Annotated in this window: 15 protein-coding genes; 1 reads left to right on the top strand and 14 read right to left on the bottom strand. The window is 41.8% G+C overall.

Annotated features, from left to right (window positions below; genetic code table 11):
• Positions 1-14: 14 nt before the first annotated feature.
• From NQ536_RS06195 to ruvA, 4 genes are read right to left on the bottom strand one after another with little or no spacing between them, the layout of a single operon-like run.
• Positions 15-2,399 (bottom strand): U32 family peptidase, encoded by a 2,385-nt coding sequence (locus NQ536_RS06195; RefSeq protein WP_004851092.1) that lies wholly within the window; start codon positions 2,397-2,399, stop codon positions 15-17.
• Positions 2,389-2,790 (bottom strand): cell division protein ZapA, encoded by a 402-nt coding sequence (locus NQ536_RS06190; RefSeq protein ID WP_022059034.1) that lies wholly within the window; start codon positions 2,788-2,790, stop codon positions 2,389-2,391. The genes NQ536_RS06195 and NQ536_RS06190 overlap by 11 nt, the downstream gene beginning before the upstream one ends.
• A gap of 23 nt (positions 2,791-2,813) precedes the next feature.
• Complete coding sequence (gene ruvB / locus NQ536_RS06185; RefSeq protein WP_004851096.1) at positions 2,814-3,815, bottom strand: Holliday junction branch migration DNA helicase RuvB; 1,002 nt, start codon at positions 3,813-3,815, stop codon at positions 2,814-2,816.
• A 20-nt stretch (positions 3,816-3,835) separates the two neighbouring features.
• Positions 3,836-4,462 carry a Holliday junction branch migration protein RuvA gene (gene ruvA / locus NQ536_RS06180; protein WP_004851098.1) on the bottom strand — a complete coding sequence of 209 codons (627 nt, stop codon included), beginning with the start codon at positions 4,460-4,462 and terminating at the stop codon, positions 3,836-3,838.
• Positions 4,463-4,613: 151 nt separating this feature from the next.
• Between ruvA and NQ536_RS06175 the strand changes: the two genes are divergently transcribed.
• The gene (locus tag NQ536_RS06175; protein WP_155803834.1) at positions 4,614-5,675 is read left to right on the top strand and encodes a ribonuclease H-like domain-containing protein; all 1,062 of its coding nucleotides are present in this window, start codon (positions 4,614-4,616) and stop codon (positions 5,673-5,675) included.
• A gap of 131 nt (positions 5,676-5,806) precedes the next feature.
• Here NQ536_RS06175 and NQ536_RS06170 read toward each other — a convergent pair whose 3' ends face one another.
• From NQ536_RS06170 to rimO, 10 genes are all read right to left on the bottom strand, one after another.
• Entirely contained in the window at positions 5,807-7,756 is a 1,950-nt protein-coding gene (locus NQ536_RS06170; protein WP_004851103.1) for a bifunctional 4-hydroxy-3-methylbut-2-enyl diphosphate reductase/30S ribosomal protein S1, read from the bottom strand.
• A gap of 29 nt (positions 7,757-7,785) precedes the next feature.
• Complete coding sequence (gene cmk / locus NQ536_RS06165) at positions 7,786-8,448, bottom strand: (d)CMP kinase (protein WP_004851104.1); 663 nt, start codon at positions 8,446-8,448, stop codon at positions 7,786-7,788.
• Positions 8,449-8,502: 54 nt separating this feature from the next.
• Positions 8,503-9,759, bottom strand: a complete 1,257-nt coding sequence (locus tag NQ536_RS06160) for a BaiN/RdsA family NAD(P)/FAD-dependent oxidoreductase (RefSeq protein WP_044998032.1) — start codon at positions 9,757-9,759, stop codon at positions 8,503-8,505.
• Between the two features lie 118 nt (positions 9,760-9,877).
• Positions 9,878-11,284, bottom strand: coding sequence for an oxaloacetate decarboxylase subunit alpha (locus NQ536_RS06155; RefSeq protein ID WP_004851108.1), 1,407 nt, complete (start codon positions 11,282-11,284; stop codon positions 9,878-9,880).
• Between the two features lie 119 nt (positions 11,285-11,403).
• Entirely contained in the window at positions 11,404-12,534 is a 1,131-nt protein-coding gene (locus NQ536_RS06150) for a sodium ion-translocating decarboxylase subunit beta (protein ID WP_004851109.1), read from the bottom strand.
• 72 nt (positions 12,535-12,606) lie between these two features.
• Positions 12,607-12,987, bottom strand: a complete 381-nt coding sequence (locus NQ536_RS06145) for a biotin/lipoyl-containing protein (RefSeq protein WP_004851111.1) — start codon at positions 12,985-12,987, stop codon at positions 12,607-12,609.
• A gap of 18 nt (positions 12,988-13,005) precedes the next feature.
• Positions 13,006-13,956 carry an OadG family protein gene (locus tag NQ536_RS06140; RefSeq protein WP_004851113.1) on the bottom strand — a complete coding sequence of 317 codons (951 nt, stop codon included), beginning with the start codon at positions 13,954-13,956 and terminating at the stop codon, positions 13,006-13,008.
• Between the two features lie 15 nt (positions 13,957-13,971).
• Positions 13,972-15,387, bottom strand: a complete 1,416-nt coding sequence (locus tag NQ536_RS06135) for an acyl-CoA carboxylase subunit beta (protein ID WP_044997993.1) — start codon at positions 15,385-15,387, stop codon at positions 13,972-13,974.
• Positions 15,388-15,687: 300 nt separating this feature from the next.
• A complete protein-coding gene (gene pgsA, locus NQ536_RS06130) occupies positions 15,688-16,212 on the bottom strand; it encodes a CDP-diacylglycerol--glycerol-3-phosphate 3-phosphatidyltransferase (RefSeq protein WP_004851117.1) in 525 nt (174 codons plus the stop codon).
• Positions 16,209-17,522, bottom strand: a complete 1,314-nt coding sequence (rimO, locus tag NQ536_RS06125) for a 30S ribosomal protein S12 methylthiotransferase RimO (protein ID WP_004851119.1) — start codon at positions 17,520-17,522, stop codon at positions 16,209-16,211. Before rimO ends, pgsA begins: the two co-directional genes overlap by 4 nt.
• Positions 17,523-17,536: the final 14 nt, after the last annotated feature.

Raw genomic sequence — 17,536 nt, 5'->3', positions numbered from 1 at the left:
CTTTATCAAAAGTCTTAATCTATTCCCTTATAATAGTGTCCACGGGTGTAATCCTTAACGGGATTCTTAACTGTATCCCTACCATCTGGAAGTTCCTGCCCCAATATGTTCTTTCCTATATGATCCATTATATTTTTTACCATATCTGCATTTTCAATAGTAAACTCTATATAACAGTCATCCATAATGTCATTTAACTCATCACCCTCATCAAGCAGGCTTGTGGGAACTCCATTGTATAGGACATTATAACAATCGCTGCAGTAATTTCTTACATAAAAGACATTTCCTATATCATCGGTCAACCTTAATACATCTCCGGTCCCATCCATTTTTTTATCAGCACATCCGTGTTTATAATTACCAGATATGCAGTTGGCTGTTACCATGACCTTCTGATGTCCATATATCTTAAGCGCCGGCTCAACTGACAAATTCTTTATCTCGTCAAGCGTAAGTTCCTGAGATGCCACAAATGACACATCCTCCGTATGCTCTCTGTAGAAATCACAGGCAATGTCATTGTAGACATAAAGCCCCGCATCGGCTATAACAGGTCCGCTATAACCATTTTCTATAATATAGCCCAGTTCATCCATGTTCCTTATCATCACACCATCAAACTCATTTATGGCTGCAGTCATGTCCGAGTATGTTTTCAGTTTTCTCTGTCTTAACACCTCCGGAAGCGCTATAAAGACTTTAAATCCCTGTTCTTTAAGCTCACCGCCGTATTGTTTGATATTATAATCTACAATAACGTTGCTCACCCATTTATAATTCTTAATAATATTTACATGCTCTGCCGTCGAAGCTAAGACTGTAATTCCCGGATGTCTGTCTGACCACTTTTTTCTTTCAGAGACATTTCTATATATGTCTTCTGTATTTCTGGCATCACGTGGATTCCTTTTTTTACAATTTATAAGAAGATCCTTCATATCCTCAAGCGACTGTCTTCTCAGATTGTTTATAGCGCTGATCTGGGCAAATATTCCTTCATCTATATCAGAAGTCACATCGGTTATCTCAAACTGTGTTCCACCGGTCTTTCGTATCTTTTCTATTATCTGTGACTCTGTGACCGGTTTATTTAACGCCGCAATACACTCAGAGCCCTCGGCATACACTTTCATACTGCCCAGGCTGAGACTGAGACTCATTTTCTCACCGATCTTAGCCCTTACATCAGCCTTTAACTGAACTTTCCGATCACGTTCTATGATATTTTTCTGAATATCATTTAAGAGAGCGTTATTTCTCGTCCTGTATACCTGACTGCCCACTGCTATATTCTGAAATAACTTTCCCTTTAATCTTACAGACTTACCAGCACTGCCTTCAGCCCCACAAGTAAGTTCTACATCTCCCTGTCTGCCCCTTATCTCTATGATATCTCCGGGATGTACGTCCATGCTAAGCTTTATATTGATATATGGTTTTTGGATTCCTGACACTTTGCCTACTTTTACACCTGTATGATTAGGTCTATCATCAGCCATCATTTGTCTGCCATTGCCTGTAAAATAATATCCAGAACAAAAACCGCCTCTATTATATATATCCCTCAGCATGTTTTCATATTTCGCAGCCTGCCTGGACAAATTCTTACATCCTGACAAATATTCATCCCTCAGCTCACTGTATACATAGGAAGTAGCTGCCACATACTCTGGCTTCTTCATTCTTCCCTCTATCTTAAACGAATCTATCCCTGCATCGATCAGTCTACCTATATCCGAAAGCATACACATATCTTTAAGACTGAGCATGTATGCGCGCTGATCTTCCAACTGATATCTCTTCCTACATGGCTGGGCGCAGCGTCCCCTGTTACCACTTCTGCCGCCGGCATAACTGCTCATAAGGCATCGACCGGAGTAACAATAACACATCGCCCCGTGAACAAATGTCTCTACCTCAATATCAATCTTACTCTTTATTGATCTTATTTCATCCAGTGATAATTCTCTTGAAGGCACAAATCTCGTCATGCCTATACTCTTTAGAAATGCTGCTCCATACTCACTGGACACACTGAGCTGTGTGCTGCCGTGTAATGGAAGATCCGGGAAGCATCCAGAAATGGCGCCTGCAACGCCCATATCCTGAACTATGATACCATCTACGCCTTCTCTGTAATAAGGCTCCAAATAATCAGGGAGCCTTTTTATCTCATCGTTTTTTAGAAGAGTATTGACAGCCATATACACTTTGACATCAAAGGTGTGGCAGTAATCAATAGTCTCTAATAATTCTTTTTCATCAAAATTGCCGGCAAACGCACGGGCACTGAAAAGACTTCCTCCTAGATAAACTGCATCCGCATGTCCGTTTACCGCCGCCCTCACCGCATCCATGTTGCCTGCCGGTGCTAATATCTCTGTTTTACTTAACATTTTTCTCCGCTTCAAGCTTTATTATCTGTCTCTGAAGTTCGCTTATCTTGTCCTTATATTCCTCAATCATCTTCTGTGCAGACTCATACTTTATCTGTACCTCAATAACCTCATGTCTGAGATCATATATCTGCTTGTCCTTGTCGTCATCCTCTGTCAACATCTGGTTGACCTGATCCTTCGCCTTAAAGTAATCATCCGCTATATTCAGCGCAAGAAGCACATTCTGATACTCTGCATTAAATCTTCTATATGCTTCCGATGATTGACACTCGGCGATCTTGCCATTGATATATGTGGCAACATTCTGAAGATAATCTTCACTTTCCTGACCGCTCAGAGTATATACTTTATTGTTTATTACTACCTTGATATCATTCTTTTGTACCATACCCATTCTCCTTATATCATATATTATTTTATAAATGCATCCAATCCCAGATGTCTGTAACAGAGCTCAGTAACAACTCTTCCTCTCGGAGTTCTGTTAATGAATCCGTTCATGATAAAATATGGTTCATATACATCCTCGATGGTTCCCGGATCCTCCCCAACCGCTGCTGCAAGCGTATCCAATCCTACAGGACCTCCATCAAATTTCTCTATCATAGTCAAAAGTATGTTTCTGTCATTCACATCCAGCCCCATTGAATCTACCTGAAGTTTATCCAATGCACTTTTTGCTACATCACGGCTTATACATCCATCATGACACACCTCTGCATAATCCCGGCACCTCTTCAAAAGTCTGTTTGCCAGTCTCGGTGTTCCTCTCGATCTTCTTGCGATTTCAAGTGCCCCCTCGTCATCTAAGGACACTCCGAGAACATCTGCTGAACGCACAATGATCTCCTTCAGATCTTCATTGCTATAAAACTCAAGCTTATCAACCATTCCAAATCTATCTCGGAGCGGTGCAGAAAGCATTCCAACTCTGGTCGTTGCTCCTATGAGTGTAAACTTGGGAAGATCAAGCCTGATAGAACGAGCGCCTGCCCCCTTGCCTATAACCACATCTATGGCGTAATCCTCCATAGCCGGATACAGTACTTCCTCAACCTGTGTGCTCAGTCTGTGAATCTCGTCTATGAACAAAATATCGTTGTCAGACAGATTGTTCAATATCGCCGCAAGCTCTCCTGGCTTTTCTATCGCCGGGCCGGAGGTTATCTTGATGTTCACCCCCATCTCATTTGCCACTATAGTTGACAATGTGGTCTTTCCAAGTCCAGGGGGTCCATATAACAGCAGATGATCTAATGGCTCTTTTCTCTTCTTTGCCGCCTCGATAAAAATCCGCAGGTTATCCTTTACCTTTTCCTGTCCGATGTACTCGTTCAGATACTGTGGCCTCAGACTATATTCGCTTTTCTCCTCTTCCTTGTCCAATGCTTCTGTTGAAATAATTCTGCTCATCTAAAATTCCGCCATCTATTTTATATTATGTTCTTAAGTGAAGCTTTTAAAAGCTGTTCCTCATCCATATCCTGCCAGCCCTCAACTCTGTTTACAGCACGTCCGGCCTCAACTCCCGAATAACCGAGTGCTGTGAGAGCTGCCACTACATTCGCCCTTGTATCTATATCGCTCTGTGCTACACCACCTGATCCAACCCGTGAACCATTCATCGCGTCCTCATATGCAGCATCTATCATATCCTCCAGGCGAAGCTTATCCTTGAGTTCGAGTATGATCCTAGAAGCTCCCTTTGTTCCTATTCCATTTGCACGGGTTATCGCCTTCACATCCTCAGATACAACTGCAAGCCTAAGCTCGTTTACTGTGAGCGCTGACAAAATAGACATCGCAGCCTTTGGTCCAACACCGTTCACACTGAGCAATACCTTGAACACTTCAAGTTCATCTCTGTCATAAAATCCATACAGGCTTATCTCATCTTCCCTCACACTCATATAAGTAAAGACCTTGATATGGGAATGCATCGCCGGAAGCCTGTTCATAAACTGTCCTGATATCATCATACTATATCCAATTCCGCCACATTCGACAACTATACTGTTGCCACTTTGATACTCAAGTGTACCTGTTATGTATGAAATCATCAGTCTGTCTATCTCCTTTTCCTGTCTTATATAATTGCATATTTACCGACATTAAACTTTCATAAGTATATCACAATATTTATCAATTGTGAATATTCGATTGCCTTTTTGAACATTCACCGCTAGTATAATAGATATGAAAGGAGTACATATGAAAACTTTTGAATTTGATGAAAATGATATTGTTGTAGATACTACTTGTATATCTGATACACCAGACGACATATTATATTTCGATATAGAGACCACTGGCCTCAGCGCAAACAGATCTGACTTGTATCTTATCGGAATGGGTTTCTATGATGACGATCACTTCAAGACACTATTCCTGTTCAATGACGATGGATGTTCTGAACCGGAAATTCTCGCACGATTTGCCAATCATATATCTAGATACAGATATCTTGTATCATATAATGGAGATACATTTGACATTCCATATATCCGTACAAAAATGCAGCAATTTGACATAGACTGCTCATTTGACAACATAAGAAGTGTAGATATATATAAGACATCCCGAAGATACAAAAAGCTTTTTAATATGAATTCTGTAAAACAGATCGATGTCGAAGACCTTGTTGGATTTCAGCGGAAGATCTTCATATCAGGCGGTACACTTATCAATGCTTATAAGGAATATCTTAAGACAGGTTCAAGTGACCTGCTTGATGACCTGATGACCCATAACCATGATGATGTGCGCGGACTGATATCCATAACTGAATTTCTCAATCTTCCCCGCATTTGCAACGAACTGGAGACTCTGGATGTAAGCAGAACAGACGACTTCATAGAATATACCTGCAGTACACCAAAGCTTCCGTGCAGGATAACATATTCATCCCCCGTCATGCGCATAAATGCAAATGATCGTCAACTGAGGATTCTTATACCTGTAACCCAGAAAACGATGAAATTCTACTTCAAGGATTACAAGAACTATTATTATCTGCCCGTGGAGGATATGGCTATACACAAATCCATGGCTGCATATGTTGACAGTACACACAAAGAAAAAGCCACAAAGGAGACCGCATATACGCAGATCACTGATGTATTCATACCGGCACCGTCCCACGAGAAAAACAATATTTTTTATGATACCGGAATCAATGGGGGCAGATTTCTCCGATTATCAGATGAGCTCACATCAATCGGTCAGGTAACAACACAATACATACAAAACATGATATCAGTGGTTTTTCATTAGTTCATTCGCGATACATCGCATCTATAAATACAAATAAAAATCAGGATCTTCAGATCTTTGATCTGGAAATCCTGATTTTTATTATTTATATTCAGACAAAACAGTCATCTGAAAATTAATGCCTAAAATAATTACTCCTCGCTCTCTGCATCATCGTCATAATCTGACTCACTTGGAACCGGAAGTAAGCTCTTTACGCTAAGACTGATCTTCTTGTCAGCAGCATTGCACTCTACAACCTCTGCCTCTACAACATCGCCAACCTTGTATACATCCTCTGGCTTGTTTACATGGTCATATGAGATCTGTGAAACATGAAGGAGTGCATCTACACCTGGCTCAAGCTCAATGAAAGCACCAAAATCAGCCATTCTTGCTACCTTACCAGTTACTACTGTGCCAGGAGCATACTTCTCATCAGCGTTAAGCCATGGGTTTGTATCATCAAACTTAAGGCTGAGTGCGATCTTCTCGCCATCAATGTTCTTGATGAATGCCTTAACCTTGTCTCCAACCTTGAGAACTGACTTAGGATCCTCAACTCTACCCCATGACATCTCTGAGATGTGGAGAAGTCCATCAGCACCGCCGAGGTCGATGAATGCGCCAAAGCTTGTAACATTCTTAACAACACCCTCTACAGTCATTCCTACTTCGATTCTATCGAACAGTTCCTTAGCAGCCTCTGCCTTTCTAGCAACGATGATCTGCTTTCTGTTACCTATAATTCTTCTCTTCTTTGGCTGATACTCTGTAAGAATAAACTCAACATCCTGATCAAGGTACTTATCAAGGTTCTTCTCATATGTATCAGATACAAGGCTTGCAGGGATGAATACTCTTGTCTCATCATACATAACATTGAGTCCACCACTTACAACCTGTACAACCTTACCTGTAAGGATCTCGCCTGACTCAAGAGCAGCCTCAAGCTTCTCGTTAGCTTTCTCAGCAGCAACTCTCTTGTATGAGAGAAGAACTGAACCCTCACCGTCGTTTGTCTTTACAACCTTAGCTGTGATAGCATCACCAACATGTACAAGCTCTGTAAGGTCAGCGTTTGGTGTGTTTGTATATTCATTTCTAGGAATAACACCATCTGACTTATAGCTGATATCAACAATGATCTCATCTGGCTTTACATCGATAACTCTGCCCTCAACTATCTCTCCTGTCTTGATTGAGCCTCTGCTCTCATCATTCTCTAATAATTCTGCAAAATTCATCTCGTCCATCCTACCATGAACCTCCTTAATTAATTTGTTTGGGGTAGATGCCCCAGCTGTAATACCTACCCTACTAACGGATTCAAAAGTAGTCAAATCCAAATCAACGAGTGTCTGTATATAGTAAGTATTCTCACATTCTTTTTTGCTAATCTCATATAACTTCTGAGTATTAGAACTGTTTCGACCACCTATAACAATCATGGCATCTACCTTTGATGCAATCTCCTGCGCCTCCCTTTGGCGCACAGACGTAGCATTACAGATAGTCTTATAAGCAGTAACATTATACAATTTATTTCGAATAATATCAACAACATTATGAAATTTTCTGTAATTAAAAGTTGTCTGGCTGACTATTGATATATTCTCGCTTGGTTTGTACTCCCCGTTAAGACATGACTGAACGAATTTTTCTGCTTCTTCCTCAGTACCTATGACAACCGGCTCACTCATGCACCAGCCCATAATGCCTTTTACCTCAGGGTGTTTTCCATCTCCGATGATTATAACTGTATGACCTTTTCCACATTCATCCATAACTATGTTGTGTATCTTTTTGACAAACGGACAGGTGGCATCTATAATCTCATTTCCATTTTTCTCGAGAATATCATACACTCTTTTTTCTGCACCGTGTGAACGTATGATGACTTTGCTGTCTTTTATCTGATCCAGTTCATCATCTTCTAAGATCTTCACACCATGCTTTGCCAGATCTCCGACAACTTCCTCATTGTGAATTATCTGTCCATACGTGTATACATTCTTCTCATCCGCATGTTTGTAAGCCGTGTCGACTGCCCTCTGCACACCAAAGCAGAACCCTGCCGACTTTGCTAGCAAAATCTCCATACTCAAACCATCCTTGTACAAATTATATATTACTTTCTCTCATTTGCAAGTCTGATGATCTGTGCTGCGACCTCTTCAATTCCCATATCAGAACTATCAACTAAAATTGCATCATCAGCCCTCTTTAATGGAGCTGCCTTCCTCTCCATATCCTGTTTATCCCTTGCTGCTATATCCTGTTCTATTTTATCACGATCGACACCAGCCTCTCCCTTTGCCACGAGCTCATCATATCTTCTCTGTGCCCTTACCTCGACAGATGCTGTCAGATATATCTTGAGTTCGGCGTTTGGAAGAATATTCGTTCCTATATCGCGGCCATCCATCACGACATCGTTCTTCGCTGCAAGCTCTCTCTGTATAGACAAAAGCTTCTCTCTGACACATGGAAGGGCTGAAGACTTTGACGCCATGTTGCCGACCTCCTCTGTTCTGAGTCTGCCTGTAACATTATCTCCATTCAGATATACCTGCTGTGCGCCATCCTCATATCTTATCTCAATCGATATATCGTCTATAGCTTCAGCTACTTTCGCCTCATCTCCTGCTGACACCCCATTGTCTATCAGGTATACAGCGATTGCTCTGTACATCGCACCTGTGTCAACATATATAAAACCAAGTTCCTTTGCCGCTCTTTTTGCTATTGTGCTCTTGCCTGCTCCTGCAGGTCCATCTATTGCAATATTCATCGTACTAATCTCCTTTATTCATTGATATGTATTTTTGTATTTTACATTTCCTGACTATTCTATACTCTCCGCAGCAGAAAGTCCAGCCAGATATCCCGTAGACCACGCAATCTGTAGATTAAAACCTCCTGTCAGAGCATCCAGATCCAATAGCTCACCGGCGAAATATAGATTTTTAACTATTTTAGATTCCATCGTGGATGGATCCACTTCCTTGACATTGACTCCGCCCTTTGTAATTATAGCCTCGTTGTAATCTCTGAGTCCTGTAAACGTTAGTGCAAAATGTTTCAGGGCATGAACCAATGCCAGTCTTTCCTCTTTTGTAACAGAATTAACCTTTTTAAATGGATCTATCCCTGTCCTTTCTATGACTGGCTGTATGAGTTTTACTGGAAGGAGATCTGTCAGTGAATTTCTGAAGTCTTTATTCGCATACTTCGCAAAATCTTTTTGTATTCTTGCATCAAGCATCTGTTCATCCATAGCTGGCTTAAGATCTATATACAACTCTATCTCTTTACCTATATATCTGTGAATATATGCCGATGCCTTTATCACAAGCGGACCACTTATTCCAAAGTGGGTAAACAGCATCTCCCCCTGCTCATCAAATATTTTTTTCTTGCCGCATTTTATATGCAGATCAACATTCTTGAGTGACAATCCCATCATATCCCTGCAGCATTTTTCCTCTATCTCAAACGGAACAAGAGATGGTGAAAGTTCCTTTATCGTGTGTCCACACTTCTCTGCCCACTTGTAGCCATCACCCGTGGATCCCGTAAGTGGATACGACATTCCGCCTGTAGCCACTATCACCGCGTCACAATCGATCTCTCTGTTCTTCTTGTTTTCTTTTTCCTGTATAACAACTCCTGTAACTTGCCCATCTTCACATTTGATCTGTAAAACCTTTGAATCTGTCAACAATTTTATGTTATGGTTCCTATTTATCAGCGTCTTGAATGCACCTATTACATCCGATGAGTGATCACTGACCGGGAACACTCTGCCGCCGCGTTCGACCTTGAGCGGACACGAAGCTTTTTCAAGGAAATCCATCACCATATTATTGTCAAATGAATAAAATGAGCTGTACATGAACTTACTGTTTGTCACGACCGAGTTAAAAAACACATCTGCATCACCTGCATTTGTGACGTTACACCTTCCCTTTCCTGTGATAAAAAGCTTTTTGCCAACTCTGTCGTTTTTCTCTATCAATAACACATCAGCCGTTTTACCAGCTGTGATCGCTGCCATCATCCCGGCAGCACCTGCTCCGATAACAACTATTTTCTTCGCCATAATATCTCCAAATATTTGTATGCATATATACAAAGAGACAGAGACTCCGATTGAGGAGCTCTGCCTCTCTATATCGATATCAGAGGTAACCTTCAGATATCTGATCATATTTTATTTATTAGACTGGATAAGCTGTGCTCTCCTTGTCTACAAGTGTCACATCGACTTTCTTCTGCTGAGCCTCTCTGTACTTGAAGAAATCAGTAGCAACCTGTGGGAACAGTGCATATGTGAGCACATCCTCATCCTGCTGCTTGTACTGGATCATCTCCTTCTCGATCTTGTCAAGCTCATTCTCAAGAAGATCAGCTGGACGGCATGTAATCTGCTTCTCATCGCCGATAACCTTCTTCTTAACCTCTGGATCAACCGGCTTTACTGACTGGCCATACTCGCCACGTACAAGTGCCTTTGACTCCTTTGTACACATCTTGTATCTCTCGCCTGTTACAACGTTGAGAACCGCCTGTGTACCAACGATCTGGCTTGAAGGTGTAACAAGAGGTGGCTCACCATAGTCCTTACGAACTCTAGGAACTTCCTCAAGAACTGCCTCGAACTTATCCTCAGCACCCATCTCCTTGAGCTGTGATACGAGGTTTGAAAGCATTCCACCAGGCACCTGGTAGAGAAGTGTCTTAACGTTAACACCGAGAACCTTTGGATTTAAGAGACCGCTTGCGATCCACTCTTCTCTAAGTGGTCTGAAGTAGTCTGCGATCTCAGCAAGGAGCTTCTGATCAAGACCCGGATCAAACTCTGTTCCCTCAAATGTCTTGGCCATAACCTCTGTTGCAGGCTGAGATGTACCAAGTGCAAGAGGTGAGATTGCTGTATCAATGACATCACATCCAGCCTCTACAGCCTTGAGGTATGTCATTGAAGCTACACCTGATGTGTAATGTGTATGAAGCTGAATTGGAAGGCTTGAACCATCCTTGAGTGCCTGTACAAGCTCTGTAGCCTTATTTGGAACAAGAAGTCCGGCCATATCCTTGATACAGATTGAATCTGCTCCCATATCCTCGATTCTCTTTGCCATATCCTTCCAGTAATCCAGAGTATATGCATCACCGAGTGTATATGAAAGAGCTACCTGGGCATGTCCACCCTCTTTGTTACAAGCCTTAACTGATGTCTGAAGGTTTCTAAGATCGTTCAGACAGTCAAATATTCTGATGATATCAATACCATTTGCGATTGACTTCTGTACGAAATACTCTACAACATCATCTGCATAATGACGGTATCCGAGGATATTCTGTCCTCTGAAGAGCATCTGCAGCTTTGTATTCTTGAATCCATCTCTGAGCTTTCTGAGTCTCTCCCATGGATCCTCCTTAAGGAATCTGAGTGATGCATCAAATGTTGCACCGCCCCAGCACTCTACTGAATGATAACCAACCTTATCCATCTTGTCGATGATAGGAAGCATCTGCTCGGTTGTCATACGAGTAGCTATAAGTGACTGATGCGCATCACGCAGTACAGTTTCCGTAATCTTTATCGGTTTCTTATCTGCCATTTTATCGTCCTCCTATAAAATTATGCCATGACTTTCTCAATTAACTTTTTTCTGATTCAATATCTGTTCATAGTATAAATCATCGTCATAGCTTCTGAATTCATTGTCTAAATTCTTAATTAAATTCCAAATATTGCAAGGAAAGTACCAGCTGCTACGGCTGTACCGATAACACCTGCAACGTTTGGTCCCATAGCATTCATCAGAAGGAAGTTCGTAGGATCATACTGTGATCCAACCTTCTGTGATACTCTGGCTGCCATTGGAACGGCTGATACACCAGCAGAACCGATAAGCGGATTGACCTTGCCCTTTGTCGCCCAACACATAAGCTTACCGAAGAGAACTCCGGCTGCTGTACCAACCGCGAATGCGACAAGACCAAGGAATACTATCTTAAGTGTACTAAGCTTGAGGAATGCCTCTGCACTTGTAGATGCACCTACTGAAGTACCAAGTAAGATAACTACGATATACATAAGAGCGTTTGAAGCTGTCTCTGTGAGCTGCTTAACAACGCCGCACTCTCTAAAGAGGTTACCAAGCATCAGCATACCTACAAGTGGAGCTGTTGTTGGAAGGATAAGAACTACCACAAGTGTAACAATGATAGGGAAGAGTATCTTCTCGATCTTGGTTACAGGTCTGAGCTGTGGCATTCTTACAAGTCTCTCCTTCTTTGTTGTGAGAGCCTTCATGATAGGTGGCTGTATAACAGGTACAAGTGACATATATGAATATGCCGCAACTGCTATAGGTCCGAGAAGTGTTCCACCCATGCCGAGCTTACCAGCCAGGTAGATAGATGTAGGACCATCAGCACCACCGATGATTGATATAGCTGCAGCCTCTTTACCATTGAATCCCATAAGGAATGCAAGGAAGTAAGCTGTATAGATACCGAACTGAGCTGCTGCGCCGAGCAGGAAACTCTTTGGATTCGCGATAAGCGGACCGAAGTCTGTCATGGCACCGACACCCATGAATATAAGTGAAGGTAAGATACTCCACTCGTCAAGCAGGTAAAAATAATGTAACAAGCCGCCCTCTGCCATAATATCTGGGAACATGTTTACAAGAAACATACCAAATGAGATAGGGACAAGAAGAAGTGGCTCAAAGCCCTTTCCGATCGCAAGATACATGAAAGCAAACGCTATAAGGATCATAACGTAGTTCTTCCAGTCAAGACTTGCAAAACCGGTCTGATTAGCTAAATTTGTCAAAACGTCAACTATTGTGCTGCCCATTTAGTTGTTTCCTCCTATAAGATTTATTAGAATCATTTCATGATTCATTGTACAGTTCATCTAATCAAGCAATTAGTTGAGTGTTGCAAGTGTGTCACCTGACTCAACACTAGCGCCTACTGTAACATCAATGCTTGCGATCGTACCATCTTCTGGAGCAACAACTTCATTTTCCATCTTCATAGCCTCAAGGATAAGGATGACCTGACCCTTCTTTACTGAATCGCCGACATTAGCCTTAACTGCAAGGATCTTACCTGGCATAGGTGATGAAACCTTGATACTTCCGGCTCCACCTGCTGGTGCTGCCTTTGATGGTGCAGGAGCTGCTGCTGGTGCAGGAGCTGCAACTGGCGCTGCTACAGGAGCTGCTGCTGGTGCTGCGCCGCCTGATAATTCTTCAACTGTAACATCATATGATGTTCCATTAACTGTAATTCTATAATTCTTCATAACAATTATCCTCCTATATTATCTCTTATTCCTTTTCCTAGGTCTTACAACCAGTTTATCATTACTTGGATAGTTTACACGAACTCTGGTCTTTCCGCCCTGTGCTGCCATAACTGCTGCTGATATAACTGCAACAAGTTCGCTATCGTTCATGACACTCTCTCCTGTCGCTGTGTTAACTATATCTACTATTCCGGCAGGTGCAGGAGCATTATCCGCCTTGGCATTGTCATCTGCTTCTGATGCATCTGCATTTGCCTCGGCAAGCTTCTTTGCCTTCTCAGCCTTCTTCTTTTCCCTTGTCTCCTTATCCAAGAGAGCTGGTACATACTTGAGAAGTGAAATTATGAATGAGATGAAGATAAGTGCTATGAATACTATACCCATACCGATGAGTGTATTTGCTCCGGCATCCTTCATCTTATCAGCCATAGTCTGATTAGCTGCAACTTCAAATTCTGAGATCTTGTATGGATATACACCATTTGATGTCAGTAACTCATCAGCCTGCTCCTCAGAACACTGATTCTGATTCATTATGTTATACTTCTGAAAATTGTATACAACTGAGTTATCTACAAATGTTGCCTTAACAATAGCTTCCTTCTCTGTACACTGTGCATATACACTAACTGCTACCTTGTCGTCAACTTCTTCAACATTATAGTCTGATGTGAATTTTACAAAATCACCATAATCTTCGTTCAGTGTGGCAAATACCTTTATAGCATCGACCACACTCTCATCAGAGCCTAAACTTGCATCTTCATCAACAGCATAATTGTATATCTCGTCAACGCTTGCCATACTCATATACTGCTGTGCCTGATCCTTTACAGTCTGAACAAGAGTTTTCTTATCATACTTAAATTCGACCTTTTTGTCTGAAGATGTACAACCAGCAAGTGCAAATGTAACAGCTAACATAGAAACTATCAATAATAATCTTTTCTTTATTATTTTTCCCATTAAGTTGTCACTCCTTTATATTGTTCCATGCTTCTTGTATGGCTTATCCTCACTCTTTGAAAAAAGCATGTCAAATGCTGCGATAACTCTCTTTCTTGTAGCGTCCGGCTCGATGATATCATCAACATAGCCTCTCTTAGCTGCTGAAAGTGCTCCTGACAGAGCCTCAGTATACTCAGCCTTCTTATCCTTTATAAATGCGGCCTTATCACCAGCTGTTGCTATCTCGTCCTCATACATGATCTTGACAGCCATCTCTGGATCCATTGTTCCAATGACTGACTTTGGCCATGCATATACCATATCAGCACCGATAGCCTTCGAACACATTGTTGTGTAAGCTGTGCCGTATGCCTTATCAAGCATAACTGTTACTTTTGGAACTGTTGCGTTTGCATAAGCATATGTGAGCTTTGCAACAGCCTTTGATATTGTCTTCTCTTCCTTTATAGTTGCCTCAAAGCCCTTGATATTGACAAGTGTGAGCACTGGAATATTAAATGCATCACAAAACTTGACAAAATCCTCTGCCTTGTATGCTCCTGCAGTTGTCATTACATCCTTCTTGTTTCCAACTACGCCGACAGTCTCACCGTTTAATCTTATAAATGCTGTGACTACATCGTCTGCAAAATTCTTCTTGAGTTCAAATACGAACTCGTCATCTGTGATGTCTGCTATAACTGCATCAACATCTCCTGCCTTAGACTCGAGATCAGGGATTATCCTGTTCACATCATCCTCACAAACTGCTCCATCACCATCATCTTCGTTGTTGGCTGGGAGAAGTCCCACAAGAGTTCTCACAGCACCGAGAACCTCTGACTCTGTATCGTATACTGCATCAACGTTTGATGTATTCTCTGCAACATACTCAGCAGCTGCTGTGTCAAGCTTCTCTGTACGGTTCTCATCCAATGTGTTAGGACTGTTCACAAAAAGCTTTGAACCTTCCTTAGTCATGAATGTGAAATCTGTAAGATTAGGAATGATCGCTGCACCACCACCGCAAGTACCAAATACTGCTGTGATCTGTGGAATCACACCTGATGCAAGTGTCTGCTTGAGATAAACCTCACCAAATGCATTGAGAGCGTCTGTTGCCTCCTGAAGTCTGAGTCCTGCACAGTCGATCAGCCCGATCACTGGTGCCCCCATCTTCATAGCCATATCGTAAAGGTTTGCTATCTTCTTTGCATGCATCTCGCCGATAGAACCGCCGAGCACCTTTGCGTCCTGGCTGTAAACATAAACTAAATTGCCATCGATGACTCCGTATCCGGTTATAACACCGTCTTTTGGAGTATCCTTGTCCTGAATGTTGAAATCTGTATTTCTAGCAGTTACATATGCGCCGATTTCAACAAAACTTGAGTCATCAAGTAACATTGATATTCTGTCACTTGCTGACAAGCTTGGTGTGTTGCTCATTTTTAGCCCTCCGTTTAATTTATTTTAGGACTACCAAAATATAATATAGTCCAATTTTCGCCGAGTATAATTGTAAAGCCTTTGCCGCCATATTTCAAGTAAAATCGAAAAAACCGACAAAAGACACCCGGTGTTTTTGCTGTTTTAGGATTTTTATCTGCTCTGCTCACCAGGCAGAACACAAAATGGGGAACCCGTGTAACTCCACTCATGATAGAGTATACCCCAAATTCCCCGTTGAATTATAAATTATTATTTATTTATTGATCCTGACGCCTTAACATCCTGATTTTTAACATATTAATCCTTTAACACATCCCTGTTGTGGTAAAGGTAGTCTATCAGAGATATGATGGTAAGTGCAAGCGCAAGGTATATGAGCACCTGATCAAAAATGTAGAATACCTTCAGATTGGCGATAAGGAACCCAACCATGATCATCTGTACTGTAGTCTTGATCTTGCCCCACCATCCAGCAGCTATGACAACCCCTTTTTCCGCTGCAATGAGTCTGAATCCACTTATTATAAAATCCCTGGCGATTATCACTATAACTATCCATGCCGGTATACGGTCAAGATCTGAAAGTGCAATCAGCGCAGAGCAGACCAAAAGCTTGTCCGCAAGCGGATCCATGAATTTTCCAAAATTAGTAACAAGATTGTACTTTCTCGCAATCTTTCCATCAAGCATATCTGTAAGTGAAGCAGCTATGAATATTGCAAGCGCAACCCATTTTGACCATCCTCCCGGTATATACAGAAATACCAAAAAGAAAGGAATCATCACTGCTCTCAGTATTGTCAATTTGTTTGGTAAATTCATTCTACTATCACTCCCGTCAAATCATATTCATTTGCCTCGGTTATCTTCACATCCACAAATGAACCGGACATCAATTCATATGGTGCACTGACAAAAACTATACCGTCAACTCCCGGAGCATCTCTGTATGTTCTTCCAACATAGACATCGTCTTCCACAAGATATCCCTCTATGAGTACTCTCTGAATGGAACCGATCAGTTCCTGATTCTTCTCATATGAGATCTCCTGCTGAAGCTCCATGATCTCGTCGCGCCACTTTGCCGCAAGCTCTCCATCCACCTGATCCTCATAACCGGCTGCAGGTGTTCCCTCCTCCGGTGAGTACGTGAACACACCGAGTCTGTCAAACTCGCACTCGTCAACAAAATCCACAAGGCCATCGTGAAGTTCCTGAGTCTCCCCAGGGAAGCCTGATATAAGAGTGGTCCTGATGGCTATATCCGGCATGGCTGTCCTGAGCTTTGATACAAGTGATACTATGTCTTCTCTGCTTGTCTTTCTGCCCATCCTTCTGAGTATCTCATTTTCAGAATGTTGTATAGGTATGTCTATATAATGACATATCTTTGGATTCTCCGCCATCACAGATATAAGTTCATCTGTAATCTCCTCCGGATAACAGTACAAAAGCCTAATCCACTCTATACCCTCTATATCACTGAGTTTTGTGAGAAGTTCCGGAAGCTTCTTGCCCCCATACAGATCAACTCCGTAAAGAGTCGTCTCCTGTGCAACAAGAACCAGCTCCTTTATTCCGTCCGCTGCAAGTTTCTCAGCAGATGCCAGAAGTCTATCCATAGGAATACTTCTGTATCGGCCTCTTATGTGAGGTATTATACAATAAGTGCACAGTTTATTACAACCTTCTGCTATCTTAAAATATGCCATAGACGCATTTGTTGTGACTATTCTCTCAGATACAGGCTTTGGTGTATAATTTATATCATCTACTATGGCATCCTCATCAGTTCCTATCGCCTCCACTATCTTGTCATAATTTGTCGCACCGATTATGACATCGATCTCTGGAAGCTCTTTCATTATCTCGTCCTTATATCTCTGTGACAGACACCCAGCCACAATGAGTTTTTTAAGTCTACCGGTCTTCTTAAGACGTCCCATCTCTATGATGGTATTGATACTTTCCTCCTTCGCATCACTGATAAATGCGCAGGTATTTATGACCACAGCCTCTGCTTCAGTCTCATCATTTGTAAGTTCATGACCGGCCTTATTCAGAAGTCCCAGCATAACCTCACTGTCAACCAGATTCTTATCACAGCCAAGTGATATGAGTAATACTTTCATGTGCTCTCCAATAA

Source organism: Coprococcus eutactus, assembly GCF_025149915.1.
Lineage (GTDB): Bacteria > Bacillota > Clostridia > Lachnospirales > Lachnospiraceae > Coprococcus > Coprococcus eutactus.
The sequence above is the reverse complement of the archived record's forward strand: the minus strand, read 5'-3'. Positions and strand labels throughout refer to the sequence as shown.